General features: G+C 67.2%; 25 protein-coding genes and 1 tRNA gene. 12 read left to right on the top strand and 14 right to left on the bottom strand.

Annotation, left to right across the window (positions count from 1 at the left end; translation table 11 throughout):
- Positions 1 to 126: 126 nt before the first annotated feature.
- The 7 genes from GD429_RS31860 to recA form a co-directional block, all read right to left on the bottom strand.
- Complete coding sequence (locus GD429_RS31860; protein WP_152863104.1) at positions 127 to 723, bottom strand: pilin; 597 nt, start codon at positions 721 to 723, stop codon at positions 127 to 129.
- Between the two features lie 97 nt (positions 724 to 820).
- Positions 821 to 1,525, bottom strand: a complete 705-nt coding sequence (locus GD429_RS31855; RefSeq protein WP_152863102.1) for a TerC family protein — start codon at positions 1,523 to 1,525, stop codon at positions 821 to 823.
- A 157-nt stretch (positions 1,526 to 1,682) separates the two neighbouring features.
- Positions 1,683 to 2,564, bottom strand: coding sequence for a succinate--CoA ligase subunit alpha (sucD, locus tag GD429_RS31850; RefSeq protein ID WP_034178933.1), 882 nt, complete (start codon positions 2,562 to 2,564; stop codon positions 1,683 to 1,685).
- A gap of 68 nt (positions 2,565 to 2,632) precedes the next feature.
- Positions 2,633 to 3,799, bottom strand: coding sequence for an ADP-forming succinate--CoA ligase subunit beta (gene sucC, locus GD429_RS31845; RefSeq protein ID WP_110281496.1), 1,167 nt, complete (start codon positions 3,797 to 3,799; stop codon positions 2,633 to 2,635).
- A 68-nt stretch (positions 3,800 to 3,867) separates the two neighbouring features.
- Positions 3,868 to 4,476, bottom strand: a complete 609-nt coding sequence (locus GD429_RS31840) for a DUF2889 domain-containing protein (protein WP_152863100.1) — start codon at positions 4,474 to 4,476, stop codon at positions 3,868 to 3,870.
- 146 nt (positions 4,477 to 4,622) lie between these two features.
- Positions 4,623 to 5,492 (bottom strand): recombination regulator RecX, encoded by an 870-nt coding sequence (gene recX, locus GD429_RS31835; RefSeq protein ID WP_152863097.1) that lies wholly within the window; start codon positions 5,490 to 5,492, stop codon positions 4,623 to 4,625.
- Entirely contained in the window at positions 5,492 to 6,562 is a 1,071-nt protein-coding gene (gene recA / locus GD429_RS31830; RefSeq protein WP_152863095.1) for a recombinase RecA, read from the bottom strand. Before recA ends, recX begins: the two co-directional genes overlap by 1 nt.
- A gap of 188 nt (positions 6,563 to 6,750) precedes the next feature.
- On the opposite strand from recA, the gene GD429_RS31825 reads away from it, so the two are divergent.
- The 4 genes from GD429_RS31825 to GD429_RS31810 all read left to right on the top strand — a co-directional run bounded on the left by GD429_RS31825 (position 6,751) and on the right by GD429_RS31810 (position 11,162).
- On the top strand, positions 6,751 to 7,479 hold the full coding sequence (locus GD429_RS31825) for a response regulator transcription factor (protein ID WP_152863093.1): 729 nt from the start codon (positions 6,751 to 6,753) through the stop codon (positions 7,477 to 7,479).
- Between the two features lie 17 nt (positions 7,480 to 7,496).
- Positions 7,497 to 9,044 (top strand): sensor histidine kinase, encoded by a 1,548-nt coding sequence (locus GD429_RS31820; RefSeq protein WP_152863091.1) that lies wholly within the window; start codon positions 7,497 to 7,499, stop codon positions 9,042 to 9,044.
- 226 nt (positions 9,045 to 9,270) lie between these two features.
- Positions 9,271 to 10,929: an MFS transporter gene (locus GD429_RS31815; protein WP_152863089.1), complete on the top strand. Its 1,659-nt coding sequence runs from the start codon at positions 9,271 to 9,273 to the stop codon at positions 10,927 to 10,929.
- 156 nt (positions 10,930 to 11,085) lie between these two features.
- Positions 11,086 to 11,162: transfer RNA gene (locus GD429_RS31810), tRNA-Met, on the top strand.
- A 185-nt stretch (positions 11,163 to 11,347) separates the two neighbouring features.
- On the opposite strand, the gene GD429_RS31805 is transcribed toward GD429_RS31810, so the two are convergent.
- Both GD429_RS31805 and GD429_RS31800 read right to left on the bottom strand, forming a co-directional pair.
- Entirely contained in the window at positions 11,348 to 12,322 is a 975-nt protein-coding gene (locus tag GD429_RS31805; RefSeq protein WP_152863087.1) for a LysR family transcriptional regulator, read from the bottom strand.
- Positions 12,323 to 12,508: 186 nt separating this feature from the next.
- Positions 12,509 to 13,480, bottom strand: a complete 972-nt coding sequence (locus GD429_RS31800; RefSeq protein ID WP_152863085.1) for a GlxA family transcriptional regulator — start codon at positions 13,478 to 13,480, stop codon at positions 12,509 to 12,511.
- Positions 13,481 to 13,597: 117 nt separating this feature from the next.
- Here GD429_RS31800 and GD429_RS31795 point away from each other — a divergent pair, with 117 nt between their 5' ends.
- Both GD429_RS31795 and GD429_RS31790 read left to right on the top strand, forming a co-directional pair.
- Complete coding sequence (locus GD429_RS31795) at positions 13,598 to 14,281, top strand: DJ-1/PfpI family protein (RefSeq protein WP_152863084.1); 684 nt, start codon at positions 13,598 to 13,600, stop codon at positions 14,279 to 14,281.
- Positions 14,282 to 14,340: 59 nt separating this feature from the next.
- The gene (locus tag GD429_RS31790) at positions 14,341 to 14,652 is read left to right on the top strand and encodes a cupin domain-containing protein (protein WP_152863082.1); all 312 of its coding nucleotides are present in this window, start codon (positions 14,341 to 14,343) and stop codon (positions 14,650 to 14,652) included.
- Positions 14,653 to 14,689: 37 nt separating this feature from the next.
- Here GD429_RS31790 and GD429_RS31785 read toward each other — a convergent pair whose 3' ends face one another.
- A complete protein-coding gene (locus tag GD429_RS31785) occupies positions 14,690 to 14,974 on the bottom strand; it encodes a PAAR domain-containing protein (RefSeq protein WP_034179418.1) in 285 nt (94 codons plus the stop codon).
- A 248-nt stretch (positions 14,975 to 15,222) separates the two neighbouring features.
- The gene (locus GD429_RS31775; RefSeq protein WP_152863080.1) at positions 15,223 to 15,615 is read right to left on the bottom strand and encodes an MAPEG family protein; all 393 of its coding nucleotides are present in this window, start codon (positions 15,613 to 15,615) and stop codon (positions 15,223 to 15,225) included.
- Positions 15,616 to 16,036: 421 nt separating this feature from the next.
- Between GD429_RS31775 and GD429_RS31770 the strand changes: the two genes are divergently transcribed.
- Entirely contained in the window at positions 16,037 to 19,144 is a 3,108-nt protein-coding gene (locus GD429_RS31770; RefSeq protein ID WP_152863078.1) for a biosynthetic peptidoglycan transglycosylase, read from the top strand.
- A gap of 34 nt (positions 19,145 to 19,178) precedes the next feature.
- Here the strand turns inward: GD429_RS31770 and GD429_RS31765 are convergent, their stop codons facing one another.
- Positions 19,179 to 19,526 carry a GFA family protein gene (locus GD429_RS31765; protein ID WP_152863076.1) on the bottom strand — a complete coding sequence of 116 codons (348 nt, stop codon included), beginning with the start codon at positions 19,524 to 19,526 and terminating at the stop codon, positions 19,179 to 19,181.
- A 150-nt stretch (positions 19,527 to 19,676) separates the two neighbouring features.
- Here GD429_RS31765 and GD429_RS31760 point away from each other — a divergent pair, with 150 nt between their 5' ends.
- Positions 19,677 to 19,925, top strand: coding sequence for a DUF1272 domain-containing protein (locus GD429_RS31760; RefSeq protein WP_034178947.1), 249 nt, complete (start codon positions 19,677 to 19,679; stop codon positions 19,923 to 19,925).
- Positions 19,926 to 19,952: 27 nt separating this feature from the next.
- Here GD429_RS31760 and GD429_RS31755 read toward each other — a convergent pair whose 3' ends face one another.
- On the bottom strand, positions 19,953 to 20,636 hold the full coding sequence (locus tag GD429_RS31755; protein ID WP_258282884.1) for a FadR/GntR family transcriptional regulator: 684 nt from the start codon (positions 20,634 to 20,636) through the stop codon (positions 19,953 to 19,955).
- A 155-nt stretch (positions 20,637 to 20,791) separates the two neighbouring features.
- Between GD429_RS31755 and dgoD the strand changes: the two genes are divergently transcribed.
- Positions 20,792 to 21,940 (top strand): galactonate dehydratase, encoded by a 1,149-nt coding sequence (dgoD, locus tag GD429_RS31750; RefSeq protein ID WP_021160175.1) that lies wholly within the window; start codon positions 20,792 to 20,794, stop codon positions 21,938 to 21,940.
- 156 nt (positions 21,941 to 22,096) lie between these two features.
- Here dgoD and GD429_RS31745 read toward each other — a convergent pair whose 3' ends face one another.
- A complete protein-coding gene (locus GD429_RS31745) occupies positions 22,097 to 23,029 on the bottom strand; it encodes a CopD family protein (RefSeq protein ID WP_152863071.1) in 933 nt (310 codons plus the stop codon).
- Positions 23,030 to 23,407: 378 nt separating this feature from the next.
- On the opposite strand from GD429_RS31745, the gene GD429_RS31740 reads away from it, so the two are divergent.
- From GD429_RS31740 to GD429_RS31730, 3 genes are all read left to right on the top strand, one after another.
- Entirely contained in the window at positions 23,408 to 24,172 is a 765-nt protein-coding gene (locus tag GD429_RS31740) for a c-type cytochrome (protein WP_072443436.1), read from the top strand.
- 19 nt (positions 24,173 to 24,191) lie between these two features.
- Positions 24,192 to 25,490: a c-type cytochrome gene (locus GD429_RS31735; protein WP_152863069.1), complete on the top strand. Its 1,299-nt coding sequence runs from the start codon at positions 24,192 to 24,194 to the stop codon at positions 25,488 to 25,490.
- A gap of 127 nt (positions 25,491 to 25,617) precedes the next feature.
- Positions 25,618 to 26,823, top strand: a 1,206-nt coding sequence (locus tag GD429_RS31730; protein WP_152863067.1) for a DEAD/DEAH box helicase, incomplete at its 3' end; no start/stop codon positions are given.

Genomic DNA, 26,823 nt, shown 5'->3' with positions numbered 1-26,823 from the left:
TATACAAAACTTTGCCCCCTCTGTGCGGGGCCGTCGCGCGGCGACCCGACGACGCGCGACCGGCCCGGCCGGCCGAAGCGGCGGCCGGCGTGCCCCGCGCGCCGTCGCCCTCCTCCTCCGCCGGCGCTACGCTCGGCACTCCGCGGGCGCATATTTCGCCGGCAGCGTCGCGGCGGTGCCCGGCAGCGGCCCGGCCCCCGGCGCCGGCAGCGACGACGCATCCTTGCCGGCGGCGAAGCATTCCCACGCGATCGCACCGGCTTGCATCGCGCCCTTTTTGAGCGCCACGCGCGCGGTGGGCGCATCGGCCTTGTCGGGCGCGGACGGCACGAGTACCAGCGTATTCGTGCCGGCCGCGGCGACGCGGGTCGTGAACGCGACCGTGATCTGGCCGGTCTCGCCGTCGATCGCAACCGATTCGACGTTGCGGGTAGCGGCCGGCGGGCTGTAGCCGCCGTCGAGGCTCGCGCCGCTCGCCGCGTTGTCGGCAACCGCGAGCCGCGCGGACGATGCGAGCGCGAGCCCCTCGCCGACACGCGAACGCGCGAGGTAATCCTGGTACGCGGGAATCGCATAGGCGGCGACGACGCCGACGATCGCCAGCACGATCATCAGCTCGATCAGCGTGAAGCCGGCCGGCCGCCAGCGCGGCGACGGCCGGTTCGCGCGCCGCAGATCGGCGGCAACGCGACGGAACAGTGAAACGGAAAAGGCTTCGAACATGGCAGGCTCCGGAAACGAAAAACGCCTGCCGATAAAGGCAGGCGTCTCGATCGTAGCCAGCGGGCCGCGAACCCGGCAGTCGGCCGGACGGCCAACGTCAGTGCGCGCCCGGTACGCCGCGGCGCCTCCTGAGCGCGTAACCGGCCGCCACGACGAACAGTGCGCCGGCCATGCTCGCGCCGTAGATCGCGGGTGGCGTATCGAGCACCGGCCAACGGTCGCCGACCGGATCGTTCACGATCAGCCCGCCCGCGATCCAGCCAAGCAGCGCGGCGCCGAGCGTCACGACGATGGGGAAGCGGTCGAGCATTTTCAGCACCAGCGTGCTGCCCCACACGATGATCGGCACGCTGACGACAAGCCCGAAGATCACGAGCGCGATCCGGTGCGACGGGTCGGCCTGCTCGGCCGCGCCGGCGATCGCGATCACGTTGTCGAGGCTCATCACCGCATCGGCGATCACGATCGTCTTCACGGCGTCCCACAGCCGGTCGGCCGGCTTGATGTGGTCGTGCGCATCGGCGGCCGGCGCCATGAGCTTGACGCCGATCCAAAGCAGCAGCAGCCCGCCGCCGATCTTCAGGAACGGCACGTCGAGCAGCGCGACCGCGAACGTGATCAGCGCGACGCGCAGCAGGATCGCCCCCGCGGTACCCCAGACGACGCCGCGCAGCCGCTGGTTCGCCGGCAGGTTGCGGCACGCGAGCGCGATCACGACCGCGTTGTCGCCGCCGAGCAGGATGTCGATGATGACGATCTGGAGAACGGCGCCCCAGTGCAGCGACGTCAGGAATTCGAGCATGGGGGTGATGTGCTGGATATGGCCACCCGGCGGGCGGCCCGGTTCATCGCCGGCACATGCGCGATGCATGCCCGGTGCTTACGAATTCATTGCGCGAGCATAACAAAAAACGCCGGCGAAGCCGGCGTTTTCTGCGGGACGAACCCTGGCGGAAATATTACAGCGCTGCCTTCAGCAGGCGGCCCATTTCCGACGGGTTGCGCGTGACGGTGATGCCGCACGCTTCCATGATTTCCAGCTTCGCTTCGGCCGTATCCGCGCCGCCCGAGATCAGCGCGCCGGCGTGGCCCATGCGCTTGCCCGGAGGCGCCGTGACGCCTGCGATGAAGCCGACGACCGGCTTCTTCATGTTGGCCTTGATCCACTCGGCCGCATTGGCTTCGTCCGGACCGCCGATTTCGCCGATCATCACGACCGCGTCCGTATCCGGATCGTCGTTGAACATCTTCATCACGTCGATGTGCTTCAGACCGTTGATCGGGTCGCCGCCGATACCGACTGCCGACGACTGGCCGAGGCCGAGTGCCGTCAGCTGTGCCACGGCTTCATACGTCAGCGTGCCCGAACGCGACACGACGCCGATGCGGCCCTTGCGGTGGATGTGACCCGGCATGATGCCGATCTTCAGTTCGTCCGGCGTGATCGTGCCCGGGCAGTTCGGCCCGAGCAGCAGCGTCTTGCGGCCTTCGCGGCGCATACGGTCCTTCACTTCGATCATGTCGCGCACGGGAATGCCTTCCGTGATGCAGATCGCGAGATCCAGATCGGCTTCGACCGCTTCCCAGATCGCAGCGGCAGCGCCTGCCGGCGGAACGTAGATGACCGACACGGTCGCGCCGGTTTCTTCCTTCGCTTCCTTGACGCTTGCGTAGATCGGAATGCCTTCGAAATCTTCGCCGGCCTTCTTCGGGTTCACGCCCGCGACGAATGCTTCGCGGCCGTTTGCATATTCACGGCAGGCGCGCGTGTGGAACTGACCGGTTTTGCCGGTAATGCCCTGCGTGATGACCTTCGTGTCCTTGTTGATCAGAATCGACATGTATTTTGACCTCTGTTCGATTGGCGTCGCGTGCAAGCCGCGCCGCCATACCTATTCATTGAGCGCGCTTACTTGCCTGCGGCAGCCGCGACGACCTTCTGCGCAGCTTCTTCCATGCTGTCCGCCGAGATGATCGGCAGGCCCGAATCGGCCAGCATCTTCTTGCCGAGGTCCTCGTTCGTGCCCTTCATGCGCACGACGAGCGGCACCTTCAGGTTCACGGCCTTCGAACCGGCGATCACGCCTTCCGCGATCACGTCGCAGCGCATGATGCCGCCGAAGATGTTCACGAGGATCGCCTTCAGGTCCGGGTTCTTCAGCATCAGCTTGAACGCTTCCGTGACCTTCTCGGTCGTCGCACCACCGCCGACGTCCAGGAAGTTCGCCGGTTCGCCGCCGAACAGCTTGATGGTGTCCATCGTCGCCATCGCAAGGCCTGCGCCGTTCACGAGACAGCCGATGTTGCCGTCGAGCGAGATGTACGCGAGGTCGAACTTCGACGCTTCGATTTCAGCCGGATCTTCTTCGTCCAGGTCGCGGTAAGCGACGATTTCCGGATGACGGAACAGTGCGTTCGAGTCGAAGTTGAACTTCGCGTCGAGTGCGATGACCTTGCCGTCGCCGGAGACGTTCAGCGGGTTGATTTCGGCCAGCGACGCGTCGGTTTCCCAGAATGCCTTGTACAGGCCTTGCAGGATGGCACGCGCTTGCGGAATCGAGGCAGCCGGCACGCCGATCTTCGCGGCGAGGTCGTCGGCCTGGGCGTCGAGCAGGCCGGTCGACGGCTCGACGATGACCTTGTGGATCAGTTCCGGGTGCTTCTCGGCAACTTCCTCGATGTCCATGCCGCCTTCGCTCGAACCCATCAGCACGATCTTTTGCGAGATGCGATCAACGACGAGGCTGACATACAGTTCCTGCTTGATGTCGGCGCCTTCTTCGATCATCAGACGGTTGACCTTCTGGCCTTCCGGACCGGTCTGGTGCGTGACGAGCTGCATGCCGAGGATCTGGTTCGCGTATTCGCGAACCTGCTCGATCGACTTCGCCACCTTCACACCGCCGCCCTTGCCGCGGCCACCCGCGTGAATCTGAGCCTTGACGACCCACACCGGGCCGCCGAGCTCTTCCGCCACCTTGACGGCCTCGTCAACCGAGAATGCCGGCTTGCCGCGCGGTACCGCGACTCCGAATTTCCGCAGGATTTCCTTACCCTGGTACTCGTGAATCTTCATGCGTGATTCCCTTCAGTCTGAGAGTTGGATGAAAAGTCGCTTAAGACGCTTCTTCGAATGATTTCCGTTCATTCCTTCGTGCTGCCTTCACCGGGCACGTTCGGCCGCTCCGCGCCATACCAGCGCGGGTAGTACTGCCGCACGACCTCGCCGTCGAACCGCAGCGCACGGCAGCGGCCGAGCTGGAAAGGCGGTTCGTCGCGCACGCCGTCGTGATCCGGCCCTTCGCCCCCCTCCTCGCGCACGTTCCACACGTCACCGGCGAACGCCTGGATCGCTGCCGTCGGCAGCACGGCGCACAGTTCGGTGAGATGGGAGCAGCCTGCGACACCGGACAGCAGTCGGTTCGCATCGCGGCGGAAGTGGCGGAAGAGATTGAGCCCGATGAGGGCCCGATAGGCGGGAGGGGCGGATTGACACTGACCGGGATAAGGCACCCATTCCGAAGACGCTTCGGCGTCGACGACATTGAGTTCACGATCGATAGTCACGCGCAGCCAGAGTTCGTGGATCGGCAGGCCTTGGGGCCGGATGCCCGACGCAAGCGCGACGTCGCGCGGCTTGTGGTCGGTCAGGCAGGCTTCGATGTCCCACAAGCCGTCGCCGCGCTCGTAAGCTTCCGCTCGGATTGCGCGTCGATGTCGCAACTGACGGGGCACGGGCTCGGATAGCGGCATGCTGGAGGTTGAGGCCGAAGAGGAAAACCCGTGGATTTTAGCATATTGGGTATTTGAGGCATCCGGCCGCGACGGCGGGTATTCCCGCCTGTCCGGAAGCGGTTGCGTTGCAGCAAAATCGCGCGCAGCGCGCGCGACTGAACCGGTCAGTCGTCGATCGGGAAGTCGTCGCCGACCTTCAGCAACTTCACGATGGTCGCGCTCGAGAAGCCGCGCGCGGCGAGAAAGCGCGCCTGCTTCGCACGCTCGGCCGGCGTTTGCGGCAGTGCACCGAATTTCTTGCGCCAGACCGCCTGCGCGCGCGCCCATTCGGTCTCGCGCAACTGCGCGTTCACTTCCTCGACGAGCGTGTCGCCGACCGCATGGCGCTTCAGCTCGCTGACGATGCGTGCGACCCCGACGCGCGACGCGCGACGATGCACGAGGCTCTCGGCAAAGCGCGCGTCGGACAGCCAGCCTTCCTTCTCCAGCGCATCGAGCACCGGTTCGATGGACTCGTCTTCGCCGACATACGGCGCGAGCTTGCGCGCGAGTTCCGTGCGGCTGTATTCGCGCCTCGACAAATAGCCGAGCGCGCGGCCCCTCAACGAACGCGGCGGCTTCGACGACTTGCGTTTGCCGGTGCCCGGATCGTCGCCGGAGGCAGCGCTTGAAGAAGTGCCGGACGCGCGGCGCGTGCGACGCGGATGCTGGCTGCTGCGCGTATAGACGTCTTCCGTCGCAGGCGCCGACGCATCGGACGCGCGATCGCCCGGGAAGCTGACACCGGATACGCGACGGCGGGACCGGTCGTGCGCGTCGAACGATTCATCGTCGTCGAACGGATCGTCCGGCGCGGCAATCTCAAACGAAACGAGGGCATCGTCGGATGCCCTCGTCGCGGTGCGGTTCGCGGCGTTGCTGCCCGCGACCCGCCGGTCGGCGCCCGAGGAACCGGCTCGCCGGCCGGAGCGACCCGCCGTTTCGGGCGCGTCGCTCTCCGCCGGCTCGCCAGCCTGACCTCGGCGCCCGACCATCACTCTTCTTCGTCCATCGCCTCGGCTTCGTTGTCTGCGCCATCGGGCATTGCGACGACACCGAGCGATTCGCGGATGCGGTTCTCGATCTCGCGCGCGATTTCCGGATTCTCGCGCAGGAATTCACGCGCGTTGTCCTTGCCCTGGCCGATCTTCTCGCCGTTGTAGCTGTACCAGGCGCCCGCCTTGTCGACGATCTTCGCCTGCACGCCGAGGTCGATGATCTCGCCCTGACGCGAGATGCCCTCGCCGTACAGGATGTCGAAGATCGCTTCGCGGAACGGCGGCGACACCTTGTTCTTGACGACCTTCACGCGGGTTTCGTTGCCGATCACTTCGTCGTTCTTCTTGATCGAGCCGATCCGGCGGATGTCGAGACGCACCGACGCATAGAACTTCAGCGCGTTGCCGCCCGTCGTGGTTTCCGGGTTGCCGAACATCACGCCGATCTTCATGCGAATCTGGTTGATGAAGATCACGAGGCAGTTCGTGCGCTTGATCGTGCCGGTCAGCTTGCGCAGCGCCTGCGACATCAGGCGGGCCTGCAGGCCCGGCAGCGAATCGCCCATCTCGCCTTCGATTTCGGCCTTCGGCACGAGCGCCGCGACCGAGTCGATGACGATCATGTCGATCGAGCCCGAGCGCACCAGCGCATCGGTGATTTCCAGCGCCTGCTCGCCGGTGTCCGGCTGCGAGATCAGCAGTTCCGGCACGTTCACGCCGAGCTTCGACGCGTACTGGACGTCGAGCGCATGCTCGGCGTCGATGAACGCGGCCGTGCCGCCGATCTTCTGCAGCTCGGCGATCACCTGCAGCGTGAGCGTGGTTTTACCGGACGATTCCGGACCGTAGATCTCGACCACCCGGCCGCGCGGCAGGCCGCCGACGCCAAGCGCGATGTCGAGCCCCAGCGAACCCGTGGAGACGACCTGGATGTCCTCGGCCACCTCGCCGTCGCCCATCCGCATGATCGACCCTTTGCCGAACTGCTTTTCGATCTGCGCGAGTGCAGCCGCCAGCGCCTTGCTCTTCTCGGCGGTCATCCCGGAGCCCTTCTTGCTTTCTTCCATGAATCGTCCTTTGCTATGATGAGCAGCGTCTGTTAAAGGCGCGCCCGCTTTCAAGCGCCGCCCACGAATGCAGACACTGTATAAAAAAACAGTGTTTTGTGCAAGCCCGCAATGCAGAGCGTTGTACACGAATAACTTCGGAGACAGCCGCGCCGGCGTGAATACCCTGCCGGCCATCGGTCAGCAACATGCGAATTCTCATCGCCGAAGACGACAGCATACTCGCGGACGGCCTCACCCGGTCACTCCGCCAATCGGGCTATGCGGTCGACCACGTGAAGAGCGGCGTCGATGCCGATACGGCGCTGTCGATGCAGACATTCGACCTGCTGATCCTCGATCTCGGGTTGCCGAAAATGTCCGGGCTCGACGTGCTCAAGCGCCTGCGCGCACGCAATTCCAACCTCCCCGTGCTGATCCTGACCGCCGCCGACAGTGTCGACGAGCGCGTGAAGGGTCTCGACCTCGGCGCGGACGATTACATGGCCAAGCCGTTCGCGCTCAACGAGCTCGAGGCGCGCGTACGCGCGCTGACCCGGCGCGGCGCGGGCGGCGGCCCGACCGTCGTGCGGCACGGCTCGCTCGCGTTCGACCAGGTCGGCCGCATCGCGTATGCGAACGAGCGCGTGCTCGATCTCTCTGCACGCGAGCTCGGCCTGCTCGAGGTGCTGCTGCAGCGGATCGGCCGGCTCGTATCGAAGGAGCAGCTCGTCGACCATCTGTGCGAATGGGGCGAGGAAGTCAGCAACAACGCGATCGAAGTCTACGTGCACCGGCTGCGCAAGAAGATCGAACCGAGCGGCGTCCGGATCTCGACCGTACGCGGCCTCGGCTATTGCCTCGAAAAGGTCGCGCCCGCCGCGCCGGCCGACACGACAGCGCCCCAGCCCGCGACGGCCGGCACGCCGCTGCGCTGAAGCCGGGCGTCGCCGCGATGGCCACGCCGGCCCATTCCCGCCACCCGACCGGCGCGCCGTCGTCGGCCGCCGACGATGCGCGCGACGCGCGCTACGAGAACCCGTTCGCGCCGCCCGACGAAACCGACGCGCCCGAGGCTGCGCGCCCGCGCTCGCTGTTCGGCGAAATCCTCGACTGGATGCTCGCGCCGCTGCTGCTGCTGTGGCCGATGAGCATCGCCGTCACCTATCTCGTCGCGAAGACCATCGCGAACGGCCCGTTCGACCGCGCGCTCGAGACCAACGCATACGTGCTCGCGCGCCAGATCCATCCGGTGAACGGCGTCGCCGAGCTGACGCTGCCGGAGCAGACGCGCGACTTCCTGCGCGCGGACAACGTCGACAGCGTTTACTTCCAGGTGCTCGGCGCGCGCGGCGAGCTGGTCGCGGGCGAAGCCGACATGCCGCTGCCGCGCGACGAGGATCGCCCGCCGCCGGGCGTCGTCGTGTTTCGCGACGACCTGCTGCGCGGCAACGACGTGCGCGTCGCGTATACGACGGTCGCGCTGCCGCAGGCGAGCGGCACGCAGCCCGTGCTCGTGCAGGTCGGCGAGACGCTCGACAAGCGCAACGCGCTCGCGAACGACATCATCAAGGGCGTGATCCTGCCGCAGTTCGTGATCCTGCCGCTCGCGATCCTGCTCGTCTGGTTCGGGCTGTCGCGCGGGCTCGCGCCGCTCAATGCGCTGCAGGCGCACATCCGCGCGCGGCGGCCCGACGACCTGTCGCCCGTCGAGGCACAGCGCGCACCGCCCGAGATCGAACCGCTCGTCACGTCGTTCAACGACCTGCTCGCGCGTCTCGAACAGAACATGGCGCTGCAGAAGCGCTTCATCGCCGATGCCGCGCACCAGATGAAGACACCGCTCGCGGGCCTGCGCACGCAGGCCGAGTTCGCGCTGCGCCACCCCGTCCCGCCCGACGTGCAGCGCTCGCTCGAGCAGATCGCGACGAGCTCCGAGCAGGCCGCGCGGCTCGTCACGCAACTGCTTGCGCTCGCGCGCGCCGAGAACCGCGCGAGCGGGCTCACGTTCGCGCCGGTCGAGATCGCCGCGCTCGCACGGCGCGCAGTGCGCGACTGGGTGCAGGCCGCGCTCGCGAAGCGGATGGATCTCGGTTACGAAGGCCCGCCGGACGACGCGCCGCTCGACGTCGACGGCAATCCTGTGATGCTGCGCGAGATGCTCGGCAACCTGATCGACAACGCGATCCGCTACACGCCGGAAGGCGGCCGCATCACGGTGCGCGTGCGTGCCGAGCCCGCGGCGCGGCTCGTGCATCTCGAAGTCGAGGACACGGGCCCCGGCATCCCGGCCGCCGAGCGCGAGCGCGTCGTCGAGCGCTTCTACCGGATCCTCGGCCGCGAAGGCGACGGCAGCGGCCTCGGGCTCGCGATCGTGCGCGAGATCGCCACGCAGCACGGCGGCACGCTGACGCTCGACGATCACGTCTACCAGCAGGCGCCCCGCCTCGCCGGCACGCTCGTGCGCGTCAGCCTGCCGCTGGCGGAAGCCGCTCCGGATTAACCCTGACACGCGCCGCGGCAACGCGACGCGATCGCGCCGAAACCGGCGATTTGCCGGACGTTCGCACCACGATCGGCGCGCGAAGCATCCGATTCGGCACGGGTTAACGCGCAGTCGTTTTGTGCGCGCGAGTCAGTGCGCCGTAAGTTTCCGTGCCAATAATCGTCGACAGGCCCGCCCACCCAAGGCGGCCGCATATCTATATCAAGGGACTTGGAGACGATTCATGGCAACGTTAGGCGGGCAAATTTCGCACGCGCCGATGACGGGCGAAGAGAAAAAGGTGATCTTCGCGTCGTCGCTCGGGACCGTGTTCGAGTGGTACGACTTTTATCTGGCCGGCTCACTCGCGGCCTACATCAGCAAGAGCTTCTTCTCCGGCGTCAATCCGACCGCCGCGTTCATCTTCACGCTGCTCGGCTTCGCGGCCGGCTTCGCGGTGCGGCCGTTCGGCGCGATCGTGTTCGGCCGGCTCGGCGACATGGTCGGACGCAAGCACACGTTTCTCGTAACGATCGTGATCATGGGCATCTCGACGTTCGTGGTCGGCTTCCTGCCCGGCTACTCGTCGATCGGCATCGCCGCGCCGGTGATCTTCATCGCGATGCGGCTGCTGCAGGGCCTCGCGCTCGGCGGCGAGTACGGCGGTGCGGCGACCTATGTCGCCGAGCATGCGCCGTCGAACCGGCGCGGCTTCTACACCGCGTGGATCCAGACGACCGCGACGCTCGGGCTGTTCCTGTCGCTGCTCGTGATCCTCGGCGTGCGCACGTTCATCGGCGAGGAAGCGTTCGGCAGCTGGGGCTGGCGCGTGCCGTTCGTCGCATCGATCGCGCTGCTCGCGGTGTCGGTGTGGATCCGGCTGCAGCTGAACGAATCGCCGGTGTTCCTGCGCATCAAGTCTGAAGGCAAGACGTCGAAGGCGCCGCTGACCGAAGCGTTCGGCCAGTGGAAGAACCTGAAGATCGTGATCCTCGCGCTCGTCGGCCTGACCGCCGGCCAGGCCGTCGTGTGGTACACGGGCCAGTTCTACGCGCTGTTCTTCCTCACGCAGACGCTGAAGGTCGACGGCGCAAGCGCGAACATCCTGATCGCGATCGCGCTCCTGATCGGCACGCCGTTCTTCCTGTTCTTCGGTTCGCTGTCGGACAAGATCGGCCGCAAGCCGATCATCCTCGCGGGCTGCCTGATCGCGGCGCTGACCTACTTCCCGCTGTTCAAGGCGCTCACGCACTACGCGAACCCGCAGCTCGAGATCGCCACGCAGAAGGCGCCGATCACCGTCGTCGCCGATCCGGCCACCTGCTCGTTCCAGTTCAACCCGGTCGGCACGTCGAAGTTCACCGACTCGTGCGACATCGCGAAGAGCGCGCTCGCGAAGGCCGGCCTGAACTACGAGAACGTCGCGGCACCGGCCGGCACGACCGCGCAGATCAAGGTGGGCGACACCGTGATCGACGCATACGACGCCAAGGGGGCCGACGCAAAGACGAAGGGCGCGGCGTTCGACAAGACGCTCGCGACCACGCTGAAGTCGGCGGGCTATCCGGCGAAGGCCGACCCCGCGCAGCTCAACTGGCCGATGACGATCGTGATCCTGACGATCCTCGTGATCTACGTGACGATGGTCTACGGGCCGATCGCCGCGATGCTGGTCGAGATGTTCCCGACGCGGATCCGCTATACGTCGATGTCGCTGCCGTACCACATCGGCAACGGCTGGTTCGGCGGCTTCCTGCCGGCAACCGCGTTCGCGATCGTCGCGGCGAAGGGCAACATCTACTCGGGGCTCTGGTATCCGATCGTGATCGCGCTGGGCACGTTCGTGATCGGCCTGCTGTTCGTCAAGGAGACGAAGGACTCGAACATCTACGCGCAGGATTGATGTCGACGCGCGGGCTGGCTGCCGTTGCCGGGCTTGCTCCGGTGACCGGCAACCGGCTCCGCGACACCGCCGGCACGGGCCGCCGGCACCTTTTTTCACCTAAGACGAAAAAAGGTGTTGACAGCCCGACGGCCGACCTCCATAATTCATTTCTTCGGCGAATTAGCTCAGTCGGTTAGAGCGACGGAATCATAATCCGCAGGTCCGGGGTTCGAATCCCTGATTCGCCACCAAATGCAAAAAGGGCCCAGCGCAAGCTGGGCTCTTTTTCTTTGCTCAGAAAAAAACGCTCCTGTCGCGGTCGGCATCAACGTCATCAGCTTTGCAGCCACGATGATGCCGTAAGGCAAACCCATCGACAGCGTTTAATGATGCCAATGAAATCGGCGCAGCCGACGACCAGGCCGCACCGCTCTCATCACGCCGCCACCGACCCTCTCTCCAGCTTCGCCGCGTGCGCAAGCACCTTCCCGCGCCAGTTCTCCCCACCCTCCAGCGCCGGTGTCGACTCGAACACCTCCGCGATCCAGTCGGCGAACACGCGCACCTTCTGCGACAAATGCCGGTTGTGCGGATAGACGATCGAGATCGGCTTCGGCTTCGGATTGCAGTCCGGCAGCACCTCGACCAGCGACCCGTCGAGCAGGTTCGGCAGCACCATGAACAGCGTCGGCTGGATCATCCCGAATCCTTCGAGCCCGCACGTCACGTAGGCATCCGAATCGTTGACCGTGACGTCGCCGCTCATCCGCACCTCGACCGGCTTGCCGTCGATCATGAACACCCACGGAATCGCACGCGCGCCGTGGCTCGAACGGAAATTCACCGCATGATGCTCGGCGAGATCGGCAATCTCGTGCGGCTCGCCGTGACGCGCGACGTAATCGGGCGACGCGCAGGTCACGCGCTTCAGCATTCCGATGCGCCGCGCGACCATCGACGAATCCTCGAGCGGCCCGACCCGGATCATGCAGTCGATGCCCTCCTCGATCGGATCCACATAGCGGTCGGAAAGCCCCAGTTCGAGCGTGATGTCCGGATAGCGCTGCCGGAAAATCGACAGCGACGGCAATACGATGCGCCGCCCGAGCGAACTCGGCATGTGGACGCGCAACACGCCGCTCGGCTTGCGGTTGCCGGTCTGGAAGCTCGCGTCGGCTTCCGCGATCTCCGCGATGATCTTCATGCAATGCTCGTAGTACGCGGCACCTTCCGGCGTCAGCGACAGCCGGCGCGTCGTCCGGTGCATCAGGCGCACGCCGAGCAGCGCCTCGAGATTCTGGATGATGGTCGTCACCGACGCACGCGGCATCGCGAGCGTATCGGCCGCGCGCGTAAAGCTGTTCGCGTCGACCACACGGGTAAAAACTTCCATTGCCTGGATTCGGTCCATGCTGCCCCCTTCGAATCGCCAACTGGACAGAATAGAGCGCGCGGCGGGCACGGCACAAGCCCCCACCCATTGTTCTTCAACCCTGAATAGTCTCGGCATTTCGCACTGGAAAACGACCGGTTTTCGTTCAGTTCCAGACGGCAACCGCTCCGGCCCCGATCGCGCGCCGCGCGTTATCGCACGAACCTACCGCACGAACCGCTCCCGATACGCCTGCGGCGACACGCCCAGTACACGCACGAAGCTGCGCCGCAACGTCTCCTCCGAACCGAATCCGCATCGCGCGGCGATCCGCTTGACGGGCCATGTCGTTTCGCCGAGCAGGCGCTGCGCGGCCTCGACGCGGATCTGCTCGACCGCGCGTGCGGGCGTGCGCCCGGTTTCCGCGCGATAGTGGCGCACGAAGCTGCGCTCGCTCATGCGCACGCGCTCGGCCAACGCGGGCACCGACAGGTCGGCCGCCAGGTGCTCGGCCATCCACGCATGCAGTTCGCCGAAGCGGTCGTCGGTGCGCTGCATCGACAGCATCGCGCTGAACTGCGCCTGTCCGCCCGGACGCTTGAGGAACACGACGAGTTCGCGCGCGGCGTCGAGCGCGGTCGCGCGGCCGAGATCCTCCTCGACCAGCGCGAGCGCGAGATCGATGCCGGCCGTCACGCCGGCCGACGTCCACAGCGCGCCTTCGCGGATGAAGATCGGATCGGCTTCGACACGCACGTTCGGGTAGCGCGCCGCGAATTCGTCGCAGCGCGCCCAGTGCGTGACCGCGCGCCGTCCGTCGAGCAGGCCGGCCTCGGCGAGCAGGAACGCGCCGGTGCAGACCGACGCAACGCGCCGCGCACGCTCTGACTGCTGCCGCACCCAGCGCACCAGCCGGGCATCCTGCGATGCCGCGTGCACGCCCTTGCCGCCCGCGACGATCACCGTATCGGGACGGCGCGCGGCCGAACGCAGCGACTCGGCCATCACGACGAGGCCCGACGACGTCTCGATAGGCCCGGCATCGGCCGCGACGACACGCGGCGCATACGGCGCCGACTGCCCACGCTCCAGCGCGAGTTCGTTGACGGATGCGAACACCTGCAGCGGCCCCGTCACGTCGAGCAGTTGCGCGCGGGGGAAAGCAAGGATCAGGATCGAGCGCGGAACGGCAGGCATGGCGATTGGCTGAAAACGTGGGTGATATGGCAATTTCGCCAAACACTACGCGCCTAGAATCGATCTGTCCATCGTGTGCCGGCAACGGCGCGCTCCACTTCCACCCGGAGTCTTCGCATGACCCTGCATATCGGTCTTCTCGTGTTTCCCGGCGTCCAGCAACTCGATCTCACCGGCCCGCACGACGTGCTCGCGTCGCTGCCCGACGCAACCGTCCACCTGGTCTGGAAGTCTCCCGATGCCGTCGCGTCGAGCAGCGGCCTCGCGCTCGCTCCGACCTGCACGTTCGACGATTGCCCGCCGCTCGACGTGATCTGCGTTCCGGGCGGCATCGGGATCAACGACCTGCTGCTCGATGCCGAAACGATCGCGTTCGTGCAGCAGCGCGCGGCCACCGCGCGCTACGTGACGTCGGTCTGCACGGGTGCGCTGCTGCTCGGTGTGGCCGGCCTGCTGCGCGGTCGACGCGCGACGACGCACTGGGCGTTCCACGCGCTGCTCGAACCGCTGGGTGCGGTGCCCGTGCGCGAGCGTGTCGTGCGCGACGGCAACCTGATCACGGGCGGCGGCGTGACGGCCGGCATCGACTTCGCGCTGACGATCGCCGCGGAGCTGGCCGGCGATGAAGAGGCGCAGGCGATCCAGCTTCAGCTCGAATACGCACCCGCGCCGCCGTTCGACGCCGGCTCGCCCGACACCGCGCCGGCATCGGTCGTGAAGCGCGTCACCGAGCGTTCGGCGGCCGGCTTCGCGAAACGCAAGCAGATAATCGAGCAGGCGCTGCGCGCGATGTCGCGTTGAATTCGGGTGCGGATGAGTTGGCTGGAAGACGACGCGCACTCGCGCCGGAGAACATATCGATGAACATCATCCGCAGCGCAGCGTTCACCGCGAACCGCCCGTGGGGCGCGCTCGACATCGCGAACCTGAACGGCATCACGGTCCGGCTGCACTGGACCGACCGGCCGTATCGATGGCATGTAAACGACGGCGACGAAGTGTTCGCCGTGCTCGACGGTCGCGTCGAGATGCGCTACCGCGTAGCGGGCAACGAGCACGCAACGGTGCTCGAAACCGGCGACGTCTTCCACGCGACGGCCGGCACCGAGCACGTCGCGCATCCGCTCGGCGAAGCGCGCATCCTCGTGATCGAGACGGAAGGCAGCGTCTGAGGTCGGGCGGCCGCGGGCCGAGCCGCGGCGGCGGGTTTCACCCCGAGATCGTCCCCGTGCCCTGCGACGGGATCAGTTTCGGCTGCGGCGTGCACACGCACTGGCACAGGTCGTGTTCGAGCGCGACGACCTTGCCCATCACGGTCATCGTCCGCTCGCCGCCGTCCGACACGATCACGCCCGTCGTCTTGCACGCGGCGCAGAACACGGGTGCGCCGAGATAGGCGAGTTCGCGTCCGTCGAACGACGAATTGGCGATCCCCTCGAGCACCACGCCGCCGTGGTCGGTCGTGTCGCCCTTCAGAATGAATTTGCGGCTCATGATGTCGGTTCTTCCCTCGGAAACGCCGCGTCGCGCGGCAGCATGGCCGCGCACGGGCAATCGGAATCCGCCCGTCGGTCGCGGGCGTCCCGCGAGCATATCACCGCTCGCGGCGACCGCCGCCCGCCCCGTCGAGTCGGTGCCCGACGCGCGCTGGCAGACGGCAGTCAGATACACGTCGGTGCTCTTCGACGGGAAGTCGTCGAGCCCTGCCGCGACCTGGTGATACGTCGCGCCGTCGCGGCCGCTCAGACGAACAGCGCGATGCACAGCGCGGCGCCGCACAGATACGTGCCGAGCGCACCAATGAAACGCACGGGATTCGGTCTGGCCATCGTCGGCCACGCAAGCAATCCGATCACGAGCAGGCAGCGGCACGCGGTCGCCGCGACGATCAGCGACAGGATCGCGCGCGACGGATCGTGTGCGCCGAAATAGAGAAACAGCACCGCGAGAAACGGCGCGTATTCGGCCGTGTTGCCGTGCGCGCGCACGACCTTGTGCAACGCATTCGTCGGATCGGACGCACACCCGGATCCGGTGGTGCACTGAAAGCGCGTAACGGACACGACGAGCCCGAGCCCGAACAGCAGCAGCCCGAGGATGGCCGTACAAACGAGCGCGACGGGATGGATCGGCATGGGACTCCCGGCAAAAGCGGAAATGCGCCGCAGATCCGGCGATCGTACCCGCGGCCGGCGCGCGCGGCTATCGCGGAAAACCGGAGCGTCGTCGCGCGCCGCCCGCGATTTCACGAACAGGATCCGGCCCGAATTGCCGCGATACCGCAGCGCACGAAACCGGTGCATCGACCGCCTGCCCGGCCGCCCGAGCCTGCGCGCCGGCACCCTTGTCACGCGGACGCTTCGGCGCGAAACGCGCAAACGTTAGCCCGCGACGGCGCGCGCCGCCGCACCGCAACGCCGCTTGCCGCGCGTCGCAGGCACGTGCGTTGCGTCGGCGCATCTCGGTAGTGAACCACCCTTGGCAGCACGCGGTTGAGGACTACACTAATTCTTAATGGGGTGCGGCCGGAGCCCGCGCCTTCAGGGAGACGCCGCCATGAATCGGCCGCTGAATCGTATCCTGCCGCGCGTGACCGGTCTTGCATCGGTCTGGACGTGGGTCAAGTGGTCTTTGCTGGCCGCGCTGGTGATCGCGTTCGCGATCGTTGCGCGACTCGTGCAGACCGAAATCGAAACGTCCCGGCTGCAGGCGCGCTACCTGTCCGAGCTCACCCGCGATGTCGGCTACACGGTCGAAACGGGCCCGAGCGATCATATCCGCTTCCCCGCGAGCGGCCCTTACGACCAGCGCCTCGGCTACGCGATGATTCCGTCGTTCCAGGAGCGGCTGCTCGCGCGCGGCTTCGTCGTCGGCAAGCAGGCACGCGATTCGCAGCGGATGCTGTCGCTCGGCGATCGCGGGTTGTTCCTCCCTTACGAAGAGAAAGACCAGGCGGGCCTGATGCTGTTCGATTCGACCGGCGCGCCGCTGTTCGCGACCGTGTTCCCGCAGCGCGTCTACGCCGATTTCGACACGGTGCCGCGCGTGGTCGTCGATGCGCTGCTGTTCATCGAGGATCGCTACCTGCTCGACGCGAACGAACCGAACCGCAACCCGGCGATCGACTGGGGGCGCTTCGGCCGCGCGCTCGCCGACCAGGCCCTGCACGTCGTCAACCGTCACCAGGCGCGCCCGGGCGGCAGCACGCTCGCGACACAGATCGAGAAGTTCCGCCATTCGCCCGAGGGCCGCACCGCGACGCCGCCGGAAAAGCTGCGGCAGATCGCGTCCGCATCGGTCCGCGCGTACCTGAACGGCCCGCAGACGATGCTCGCGCGCCGCACGATCGTCGTGCGCTACCTGAACTCGGTGCCGCTCGCAGCGCGGCCGCACATCGGCGAAATCACCGGCATCGGCGACGGTCTCGCCGCCTGGTACGGCCGCGACTTCAACGACGTGAACCGGGTCCTGTCCGCGCCGACGACCGGCGACAACGTCGACGAACAGGGCAAGACGTTCCGCGAGGTGCTGTCGCTGATCATCGCGCAGCGCGCGCCGTCGTACTTCCTCAACCGCGGCTATCCGGCACTGCAGCGGCTGACCGACAGCTACCTGCGGCTGCTGTCGAACGGCGGCGTGATCTCGCCTGCATTGCGCGATGCCGCGCTGTCCGCGCAGATCGAACGCAGCGCGCCGCCGGCCGCCGCGCAGGTGCAGTCCTTCGTGTCGCGCAAGGCCGTGACGTCCGCGCGCGCGTCGCTGCTGTCGGCCCTCGGCATCAGCGACGTGTACCAGCTCGACCAGTTCGACCTGGAGGCCACGAGTACGCTCGACAACGGCGTGCAGCAGGCCGTCGCCGAGCGGCTCGCGAAAGCGTCGACGCGCGACGGCGCGCAGGCCGCCGGCCTCTACGGCTACGAGATGCTCGCGCCGAAGGACGACCCGTCGCATCTGACATACAGCTTCACGCTGTACGAACGCCGCAACGGCGCGAACATGCTGCGCGTGCAGACCGACAGCGTGAACGAGCCGTTCGACGTGAATCGCGGCGGCCGCATCAACCTCGGCTCGACCGCGAAACTGCGCACGCTGATCACGTACCTGCAGATCGTCTCCGACCTGCATGCACGCTATGCGAACCTGTCGAACGCGGAGCTGGCCCGCGTGAAACCCGACCCGGCCGACGCGCTGTCGCGCTGGGCGCTCGACTATCTGTCGCATACGCGCGACCGCTCGCTGCAGGCGATGCTCGACGCGGCCGTCGAACGCAAGTATTCGGCGAGCCCCGACGTGTTCTACACGGGCGGCGGCGCGCAGGTGTTCTCGAACTTCGAGAAGTCGGACAACGGCCGCATCCTGACGCTGCACGCGGCGTTCGAGCACTCGGTCAACCTCGTGTTCGTGCGGCTGATGCGCGACATCGTCCACTACGAGACGCTGCAGGCGGCCGGCCCGTCGACGTCGTGGCTCGGCGATCCCGAGCAGCGCCGGCATTACCTGCAGCAGTTCGTCGACGGCGAAAGCCAGGTCTACGTGAAGCGCTACTACACGCGCTATGCGGGCAAGGCGCCCGACGACGCGCTCGCGCTGCTGCTGAAGGACGTGCGCAAATCGCCGCCGAAGATCGCGACGGTGCTGCGCAGCGTCGCGCCGAACGAATCGCTCGCATGGTTCGATGCGCAGATGCGCGCACAACTGAAGGGCACGCCGGCCGCGACGCTGTCCGACGACGATCTCGCCGCGCTCTACGCGAAATACGCGATCGACCGCTTCAACCTCAACGATCGTGGCTATATCGCAAGCGTGCACCCGCTCGCGCTGTGGACGCTCAACTACCTGCGCGCGCACCCTGCCGCGTCGCTCGGCGAGGTCCAGCGCGAGAGCCGCGATGCGCGTTTCTACACGTACTCGTGGCTGTACAAGACGCGCTACCACGCAACCCAGGACCGGCGCATCCGCCGCATGGTCGAGCTGCGCGCGTACGCGGAGATCACGAAGTCGTGGCGCGCGCTCGGCTACCCGTTCGCGGAAGTCACGCCGTCCTACGCGGCCGCGATCGGCGCATCGGGCGACCAGCCCGACGCGCTCGCGAAACTGATCGGCCTGATCGCGAACGGCGGCCAGAAAGCGCCGACCGAGACGATCACGCGGCTCGACTTCGCGAAGGGCACGCCGTACGAGACGCGCTTCGTGCGCGCGGCCGCGCAGCCGCAGCCGACGCTGTCGCCGGAAATCGTCACCGTGGCGCGCACGCTGCTGCGCGACGTCGTGCTCAACGGCACCGCGCGCCGCCTCGCGGGCGGCTTCACGCTGCCCGACGGCAAGACGCTCGCGGTATACGGCAAGACGGGCACGGGCGACCAGCGCTTCAACGTCTACGCACGCGGCGCGCGGCTGATCGAGTCGCGCAAGGTGAACCGCAGCGGCACGTTCGTGTTCGTGATCGGCGATCGGTTCTTCGGGGTGCTGACGGCAACCGCGCACGAACCGTATGCGGCGCGCTACGACTTCACGAGCGCGATGGCCGTGCAGTTGCTGAAGTCGATGGCGCCGGCGCTCGCGCCGCTGATCGAGCGTCCGGCCGCCACCGGCACGCACGCCGCGGCCCCCGCGCCGCGGGCGGAAATGCCCGCGCCGGGCACCGCCGCGGCGCAACCTTCCTGACCGCGGCGCGCATGTTCACGCGACGGCACGCCGCTCAGTGCGAGCGGCCGTCGTAGTGCGTGATGGGCAGCGTGTCGAGGTCGACATCCTCGAGGCAGCGCACGTTGATCGCGGCCATCGCGGTACCGTTCGGATGAACGCCCTCGGCGAACGGCTGCATCCCGCAACGCTTGCAGAAGCGATGGCTGATCACGTGCTTGTTGAACAGGTAGGTCGCGAGATTCTCGTCGGGCGTGAGGAGCTTCATGTGGTCGCGCGGCACGAACCACATCAGCGCGCCCTTGCGCTGGCAGATCGAGCAATTGCACGCCATCACGCCCTGCAGGTCGCCTTCCACCTCGAACTTCACGTCTCCACAGTGGCAGCTTCCGCGATAAAGCATGGTCGTCTCCCGGTGCGGCCCGTGCGCGTCGGCGGCGCCCGGACGGGCACCGTTGGCTAGGCCGATTCAAGCGGGTACAGTAGCGCGCACATGCGCCGCACGCAATGTCCGGCGGCCCGTCCTGACCCTCCCCAACCAAGGAAAACCGTCATGCTCGAACTGCGCCCCGGCTGCGAATGCTGCGACAAGGACCTGCCGCCCGATTCAGCGGACGCGCGCATCTGCACGTTTGAATGCACGTTCTGCGCGACCTGCGCCGACGACGTGCTGAAAGGCCGCTGCCCGAACTGCGGCGGCGACCTGGTCGTGCGCCCGCGGCGTCCGGCAAGCCTGCTCGCGAAGTATCCTGCGTCGACGGAGCGCATCCACAAGCCGGGCGGCTGCGCAAACGCCGCCTGACGGCGCCGCCCCGCCCGCCCCGTTCCGTCACGACATCTCGATCCGCGCGCGCGTCACCGCGAGCAGCGCCGCCATCGCGCGGCGCGCGCCGTCCTCGTCGCGCACGCGGATCGCGTCGCTGACGGCCGTGTGCTCGGCAAGCGACGCGTTGTACACGTCCGCGCGGCGCGCATTCAGATGCAGTTGCGCCTCGAGCGTGCGATCGATCAGCGCGCCGAGCGGCACCAGCAGCTCGTTGCCGCCCGCCGCGAGCACGCTCAGGTGAAAGCGCAGGTCGGCGCGCACCCATTCGTCTACGTTGCGTGCATCGGCCATCGCGCGCGCCGCGTCGTCGATCGCGTCGAAGGCTTCCGGCGTATGCGCGCGCGCGGCGAGCGCGGCCGCGTACGGCTCGATCATCTCGCGCATCTCCTGCAGCTTCAGCGCGAACGCAAGCGGCGGCGCGACACGCGCGTACCAGTCGAGCAGGTCGGCGTCGAGCAGGTTCCATGCGTGGCGCGGCCGCACGCGCGTGCCGACCTTCGGCCGCGATTCGACCAGCCCCTTCGACGTCAGCGTGCGCAGCGCCTCGCGCATCACCGTGCGGCTCACGCCGTACATCTCCATCAGGTCGGGCTCCCTCGGCAGCAGCGATTCGGGCGGATAGTCGCCGCGCAGGATCGCCGTCGCAAGCCGGAAAGCCGTCTGTCCATGCAGGTCGTGTTGAATGATCGTTCTCCGTTGGGCCGGCGTGCAGGCTGCCCACTATCTGCACAATAATGCTATTAATACTATTTTTTATCCGGCTACGCTAGGATAATCGTGAAAGCACGCGACCGTGCGCCGCGCCCGAGCGCCCGCGCCGGCCAACCATGGAGACTCGCATCGTGAAAATCACTCGCCTCGAAACTTTCGTCGTCCCGCCGCGCTGGCTGTTCCTCAAGATCGAAACCGACGAGGGCATCGTCGGCTGGGGCGAGCCGGTCGTCGAAGGCCGCGCGCACACGGTCGAGGCCGCCGTGCAGGAGCTGGCCGACTACCTCGTCGGCCGCGATCCGCTGCTGATCGAGGATCACTGGCAGGTGATGTACCGCGCGGGCTTCTACCGCGGCGGCCCGATCATGATGAGCGCGATCGCGGGCGTCGACCAGGCGCTGTGGGACATCAAGGGCAAGCATCACGGCGTGCCGGTGCACGCGCTGCTGGGCGGCCAGGTGCGCGACCGCATCAAGGTGTATTCGTGGATCGGCGGCGACCGGCCGAGCGACGTCGCGAACAATGCGCGCGCGGTCGTCGAGCGCGGCTTCAAGGCCGTGAAGATGAACGGCTCCGAGGAACTGCAGATCGTCGACACCTACGACAAGGTCGAGCAGGTGATCGCGAACGTCGCGGCGGTGCGCGACGCGGTCGGCCCGCACGTCGGGATCGGCGTCGACTTCCACGGCCGCGTGCACAAGCCGATGGCGAAGGTGCTCGCGAAGGAGCTCGACCCGTACAAGCTGATGTTCATCGAGGAGCCTGTGCTGTCGGAGAACGCCGAGGCGCTGCGCGACATCGTCAACCAGACCAACACGCCGATCGCGCTCGGCGAGCGGCTGTACTCGCGCTGGGACTTCAAGCACATCCTCGCGGGCGGTTACGTGGACATCATCCAGCCCGACGCGTCGCACGCGGGCGGCATCACCGAGTGCCGCAAGATCGCGACGCTCGCGGAGAGCTACGACGTCGCGCTCGCGCTGCACTGCCCGCTCGGCCCGATCGCGCTCGCCGCGTGCCTGCAGCTCGATGCGGTCAGCTACAACGCGTTCATCCAGGAGCAGAGCCTCGGCATCCACTACAACCAGGGCAACGACCTGCTCGACTACCTGCGCAACCCCGAGGTGTTCCGCTACGAGGACGGCTTCGTCGCGATCCCGCAGGGCCCGGGGCTCGGCATCGACGTCAACGAGGAAAAGGTGCGCGAGATGGCGAAGACGGGCCACCGCTGGCGCAACCCGGTGTGGCGCCATGCGGACGGCAGCGTCGCCGAGTGGTGAGCGCGCTGCGCATCGCGCGCGGCTGCGGCCCGTGCGATACGCAGCGACTTCGGAGCGGCCGCCCGACAGGCGGCCGTTTTTACGTGAGCGGCGCGACGAGCGGCACGTGCCATGCATGCGCCGGCGACCTTGCGCCGCGCCATGCGGAACCTGCCGTCAGCCGAGCGCCGCGAACCCCGGCACGCTGAACGACAGCACGGCGGCCGCGACGAACACGCCGATCATCGTCATCGCTTCGAGATGCAGGATGTTGCGGAACGTGTGCGCATCCTCGGTCGACGCGGTGCGACGCAGCCGCGGCAGCGCCGAGAAGCGGTTCAGGCCGCCGAGCACGAGCGCGAGCGCGACGAGCAGCAGCTTCAGCAGCAACACGCGCCCCCACGTGCTGCCGTCGAGCGGCGCGAGCGAACCGCCGAGCCCGCGCACCGCATTGAGCACGCCCGCCCCGAGCACGAATACGACCGCGACGATCGACGTACGCGACAATTGCTGGCCGATGCGGATCAGCGCGCCGCGTGCGACCGACGAACCGAGCGCCGGCAGCACCGCGAGCCCGCCCGCGAGCACGAGGCCGCCCCACACGGCCGTCGCGAGCAGGTGCAGCGTCTGCACGCCGACCGCCGCGGACAGCGCGCCCGTATCGGCCGCATGGCCGAGCGATGCCTTGCCGGCCGCGACCACGATCACCGCGAGCCACAGCACCGCGTGCGCGACCGGGCCGTCCGGCTTCGCCAGCGCGACGATCGCGAGCACCACCGCACCGGCGAACGCGACGCTCCACGCGAAGCCCGCGTGCGTCTGCATCAGCACGACGGGAATCGCGGCAAACGCGCCGCCAAGCCCCGCGCCGCTCATCGTCGCGGCCTCGTAGACGAGCCAGCCGAGATCCGCGAGCACGAGCGCCAGCGCCGCCGCGACCAGCGAATGTTGCGCGCGCAACCACGCGGGATGCGAAGGCGCGATGACCGGCCGCGCGCCGTCCTTGCCGAGCCACGCCTTGAGCAGCGCCGAGCCGACCGCCATCGCGAACGTGGCGTCCATCAGCGCCGCGAGCGCGACCTGCCCGATCCACAAGCTGTCGAACTTCATTGCGCGCACCCTCCCGGAAACGGCCGGCCGGCGACGCGGCGGCAACGGGACAGACAACGGGAACGAGGCAACGGCACGGTAGAAAACGTCATCGATGAATCCGGAAACGGGAGAAATGACTGGACCTGCGGCGGAGGCGGCGCCGCGCGACCCGCGAGTGTACGGTCTTCGATGGTGAAAGCGCACGCCGGTTCACTTCGCTGCTGTGCAATACGCGTCAAATTGTCGCAAGTCGTAAACAGACAGGAACCGCTGTCCTTTTGCCAAATAGCCGTCATTACCCATCGATGATAGAATGCCGCGTCGCAGCAGCCCGGCTGTCCTGCCGTCCATGCGCCGAGCCGATCGTAGCCCGGACAAGGTCCCCGACGAATAATCATGGAGTCTCGTGTGTCTTCAAGACGCCTCTTCCGTCCGCTGCTCGCCGTTCTGTTGATCGGCGGAGCGGGCCTTATGAGCGCTGCCCAAGCGCAGACCAAGCCCACGGAGCAAGCGCACGCCCAGCAGGCGCCGCTCAAGGCACCCGATACGATGGCCGAGCGCGTGCGCGGCTGTACCGCATGCCATGGCGTCCACGGCCAGGGCACGGACAACGACTACTTCCCGCGTCTTGCCGGCAAGCCGGCCGAGTACCTGTACAACCAGCTCGTCAACTTCCGTGACGGCCGGCGCAAGTACCCACCGATGAACTACCTGCTGACCTACCTGAACGACGACTACCTGCGCGAGATCGCCGAGCACTTCTCGGCCGAACGTCCGCCGTACCCGACGCCGGCGAAGCCGACGCTGCCGGCCGCGACGCTCGCGCGCGGCAAGCAGCTCGTCACGCAGGGCGACCCGTCCCGCAAGCTGCCGGCCTGCGTTGCCTGCCACGGCGCAGGGCTGACCGGCATGCAGCCGGCGATCCCGGGCCTCGTCGGCCTGCACGCCGATTACCTGAGCGCACAGCTCGGCGCATGGCGCTCGGGCAACCGCCACGCGAAGGCACCGGATTGCATGCACGACATCGCGGCGAAGCTTTCCGACGAAGACGTGACGGCCGTGACCGCATGGCTCGCCGCGCAACCGGCGCCCGCCAACCCCGTGCCGGCCCCGGCGCGCTCGATGAAGACTCCGCTCGCCTGCGGCAGCGAACCGCAATAAGGCAAGGGAGACAGACACAATGAAACGCAAGTCCCTGTTTGCACTCTCGGCTGTCGCGATCGTCGCGGCTGCCGCCCTCGTGCCGGTCCTGTGGCCGGGCAACGATACGCTGCACGGCGCTGCCGCCGTCGCGGCCACGCCGGCCGACCAGGCCGCGCTGATCAAGAAGGGCGAATACCTCGCGCGCGTCGGCGACTGTATCGCGTGCCACACCGTGCGCGGCGGCAAGTCGTTCGCGGGCGGCCTGCCGATGGCGACGCCGTTCGGCACGATGTACACGCCGAACATCACGCCGGACGACCAGAACGGCATCGGCAAGTGGACGTCGGACGACTTCTACCGCGCGATGCACACGGGTCGCTCGAAGGACGGCAGCCTGCTGTACCCGGGCTTCCCGTTCGCGAGCTACACGAAGGTCACGCGCTCGGATTCGGACGCGATCTACGCGTACCTGCGTTCGGTCCCGCCGGTGTCGGTGCCGAGCCGTCCGCACGAACTGAAGTTCCCGTTCAACAACCGCAACCTGCTGATCGGCTGGCGCACGCTGTTCTTCAAGGAAGGCGAATACAAGCCGGATCCGACGAAGTCGGTCGAATGGAACCGCGGCGCCTACCTCGTCGAAGGCCTCGGCCACTGCTCGATGTGCCACACGTCGATCAACATGATGGGCGGCCCGGTGAGCTCGTCGGCGTTCGCAGGCGGCCTGATCCCGCTGCAGAACTGGTATGCGCCGTCGCTGACGAACGACAAGGAACTCGGCCTCGGCGACTGGCACGTGCAGGAACTGTCCGACCTGCTGCAGGCCGGCGTGTCGCACAAGGGCGCGGTGTTCGGCCCGATGGCGGACGTGGTCCACAACAGCCTGCAGTACATGACCGACGAAGATACGCGCGCGATGTCGACGTACCTGAAGTCGATCCCGCAGAAGGCTGAAGCGCCGAAGAACATGCAGTACGAGCCGTCGAAGCAGTTCGGCAACGCGTTGTTCGACCAGGGCAAGAAGATCTACGCCGACAACTGCGCGACCTGCCACGCCGAAACCGGCGCGGGCAAGCCGCCGGCGTATCCGCCGCTCGCGGGCAACCACTCGATCATGATGGAATCGGCGGTCAACCCGATCCGCATGGTGCTGAACGGTGGTTATCCGCCGAGTACGTTCAAGAATCCGCGTCCGTACGGCATGCCGCCGTTCGCGCAGTCGCTGTCGAACCAGGAAGTCGCAGCCGTTGTAACGTATATTCGGATGTCGTGGGGCAACAACGGTACGCCGATCTCGCCCCAACAGGTGAGCGACCTGCGTTCCGCGCCGCTTGACTAAATAACGCGTGACGCAAACGGGGCGCGGCTGCGGGAAACCGCAGCCGCGCCCCTTTGCTTTTTGCGACGCCAGTCCCCGCGCGGGCCGCGCGAGGTGTCGCCGATCATAAAACTCAAGAGTGGTATCTATGTCTTTCGAATCTCTCGGCCTGGCCGAACCGCTTGTCAAGGCGGTCAACGAGCTCGGCTATACGTCGCCGACTCCGATCCAGCAGCAGGCGATCCCTGCTGTCCTCGGCGGCGGCGACCTGCTCGCCGGCGCACAAACGGGCACCGGCAAGACCGCCGGCTTCACGCTGCCGATCCTGCAGCGCCTGCACACGTTCTACGCCGAGCATCGCGGCGCGAAGCGCGCGGTGCGCGCGCTGATCCTCACGCCGACGCGCGAACTCGCCGCACAGGTCGAGGAAAGCGTCCGTGCGTACAGCAAGTACCTGAAGCTGCGCTCGACCGTGATGTTCGGCGGCGTCAGCATCAATCCGCAGATCGATGCGCTCAAGCGCGGTGTCGACATCGTCGTCGCGACGCCGGGGCGCCTGCTCGACCACATGCAGCAGAAGACGATCGACCTGTCGGATCTCGACATCCTCGTGCTCGACGAAGCCGACCGGATGCTCGACATGGGCTTCATCCACGACATCAAGCGCGTGCTCGCGAAGCTGCCGCCGCAGCGCCAGAACCTGCTGTTCTCGGCGACCTTCTCCGACGAGATCAAGGCGCTCGCCGACAGCCTGCTCGACTCGCCCGCGCTGATCGAGGTCGCACGCCGCAACACGACCGCCGAGAGCGTCGCGCAGAAGATCCACCCGGTCGACCGCGACCGCAAGCGCGAGCTGCTCACGCACCTGATCCGCGAACACAACTGGTTCCAGGTGCTCGTGTTCACGCGCACCAAGCACGGCGCGAACCGGCTCGCCGAACAGCTGACGAAGGACGGCATCAGCGCGATGGCGATCCACGGCAACAAGAGCCAGTCGGCACGCACGCGCGCGCTCGCGGAGTTCAAGAACAGCACGCTGCAGGTGCTCGTCGCGACCGATATCGCCGCGCGCGGGATCGACATCGACCAGTTGCCGCACGTCGTCAACTTCGACCTGCCGAACGTGCCCGAGGATTACGTGCACCGGATCGGCCGCACGGGCCGCGCGGGCGCGACCGGCGAAGCCGTGTCGCTCGTGTGCGTCGACGAGAAGCAGCTGCTGCGCGACATCGAGCGGCTGATCAAGCGCGAGATTCCGCAGGAAGTGATCGCGGGCTTCGAACCCGATCCGAACGTGAAGCCGGAGCCGATCCAGCAGCGCCGCGGGCAGCACGCTCCACCCCCATCGCACCTT

This window comes from Burkholderia sp. BE17, from assembly GCF_009362305.1.
In the GTDB taxonomy this organism is placed as follows: Bacteria; Pseudomonadota; Gammaproteobacteria; order Burkholderiales; family Burkholderiaceae; genus Burkholderia; species Burkholderia pyrrocinia_C.
This window is presented reverse-complemented; position numbering and strand designations above follow the sequence as displayed.

What these genes read in the sequence shown, in the direction of transcription:
- GD429_RS31790 (WP_152863082.1), top strand. Translation starts at nt 14,341, where the DNA reads ATGAACATCATCCGCAGCGCAGCGTTCACCGCGAACCGCCCGTGGGGC.
- GD429_RS31840 (WP_152863100.1), bottom strand. Translation starts at nt 4,476, where the DNA reads ATGCCGCTATCCGAGCCCGTGCCCCGTCAGTTGCGACATCGACGCGCA.
- GD429_RS31795 (WP_152863084.1), top strand. Translation starts at nt 13,598, where the DNA reads ATGACCCTGCATATCGGTCTTCTCGTGTTTCCCGGCGTCCAGCAACTC.
- GD429_RS31770 (WP_152863078.1), top strand. Translation starts at nt 16,037, where the DNA reads ATGAATCGGCCGCTGAATCGTATCCTGCCGCGCGTGACCGGTCTTGCA.
- GD429_RS31785 (WP_034179418.1), bottom strand. Translation starts at nt 14,974, where the DNA reads ATGAGCCGCAAATTCATTCTGAAGGGCGACACGACCGACCACGGCGGC.
- GD429_RS31745 (WP_152863071.1), bottom strand. Translation starts at nt 23,029, where the DNA reads ATGAAGTTCGACAGCTTGTGGATCGGGCAGGTCGCGCTCGCGGCGCTG.
- GD429_RS31820 (WP_152863091.1), top strand. Translation starts at nt 7,497, where the DNA reads ATGGCCACGCCGGCCCATTCCCGCCACCCGACCGGCGCGCCGTCGTCG.
- GD429_RS31800 (WP_152863085.1), bottom strand. Translation starts at nt 13,480, where the DNA reads ATGCCTGCCGTTCCGCGCTCGATCCTGATCCTTGCTTTCCCCCGCGCG.
- GD429_RS31775 (WP_152863080.1), bottom strand. Translation starts at nt 15,615, where the DNA reads ATGCCGATCCATCCCGTCGCGCTCGTTTGTACGGCCATCCTCGGGCTG.
- recA (WP_152863095.1), bottom strand. Translation starts at nt 6,562, where the DNA reads ATGGAAGAAAGCAAGAAGGGCTCCGGGATGACCGCCGAGAAGAGCAAG.
- GD429_RS31860 (WP_152863104.1), bottom strand. Translation starts at nt 723, where the DNA reads ATGTTCGAAGCCTTTTCCGTTTCACTGTTCCGTCGCGTTGCCGCCGAT.
- GD429_RS31740 (WP_072443436.1), top strand. Translation starts at nt 23,408, where the DNA reads ATGGAGTCTCGTGTGTCTTCAAGACGCCTCTTCCGTCCGCTGCTCGCC.
- GD429_RS31765 (WP_152863076.1), bottom strand. Translation starts at nt 19,526, where the DNA reads ATGCTTTATCGCGGAAGCTGCCACTGTGGAGACGTGAAGTTCGAGGTG.
- recX (WP_152863097.1), bottom strand. Translation starts at nt 5,492, where the DNA reads ATGGTCGGGCGCCGAGGTCAGGCTGGCGAGCCGGCGGAGAGCGACGCG.
- GD429_RS31760 (WP_034178947.1), top strand. Translation starts at nt 19,677, where the DNA reads ATGCTCGAACTGCGCCCCGGCTGCGAATGCTGCGACAAGGACCTGCCG.
- GD429_RS31825 (WP_152863093.1), top strand. Translation starts at nt 6,751, where the DNA reads ATGCGAATTCTCATCGCCGAAGACGACAGCATACTCGCGGACGGCCTC.
- sucC (WP_110281496.1), bottom strand. Translation starts at nt 3,799, where the DNA reads ATGAAGATTCACGAGTACCAGGGTAAGGAAATCCTGCGGAAATTCGGA.
- GD429_RS31735 (WP_152863069.1), top strand. Translation starts at nt 24,192, where the DNA reads ATGAAACGCAAGTCCCTGTTTGCACTCTCGGCTGTCGCGATCGTCGCG.
- sucD (WP_034178933.1), bottom strand. Translation starts at nt 2,564, where the DNA reads ATGTCGATTCTGATCAACAAGGACACGAAGGTCATCACGCAGGGCATT.
- GD429_RS31855 (WP_152863102.1), bottom strand. Translation starts at nt 1,525, where the DNA reads ATGCTCGAATTCCTGACGTCGCTGCACTGGGGCGCCGTTCTCCAGATC.
- GD429_RS31815 (WP_152863089.1), top strand. Translation starts at nt 9,271, where the DNA reads ATGGCAACGTTAGGCGGGCAAATTTCGCACGCGCCGATGACGGGCGAA.
- GD429_RS31805 (WP_152863087.1), bottom strand. Translation starts at nt 12,322, where the DNA reads ATGGACCGAATCCAGGCAATGGAAGTTTTTACCCGTGTGGTCGACGCG.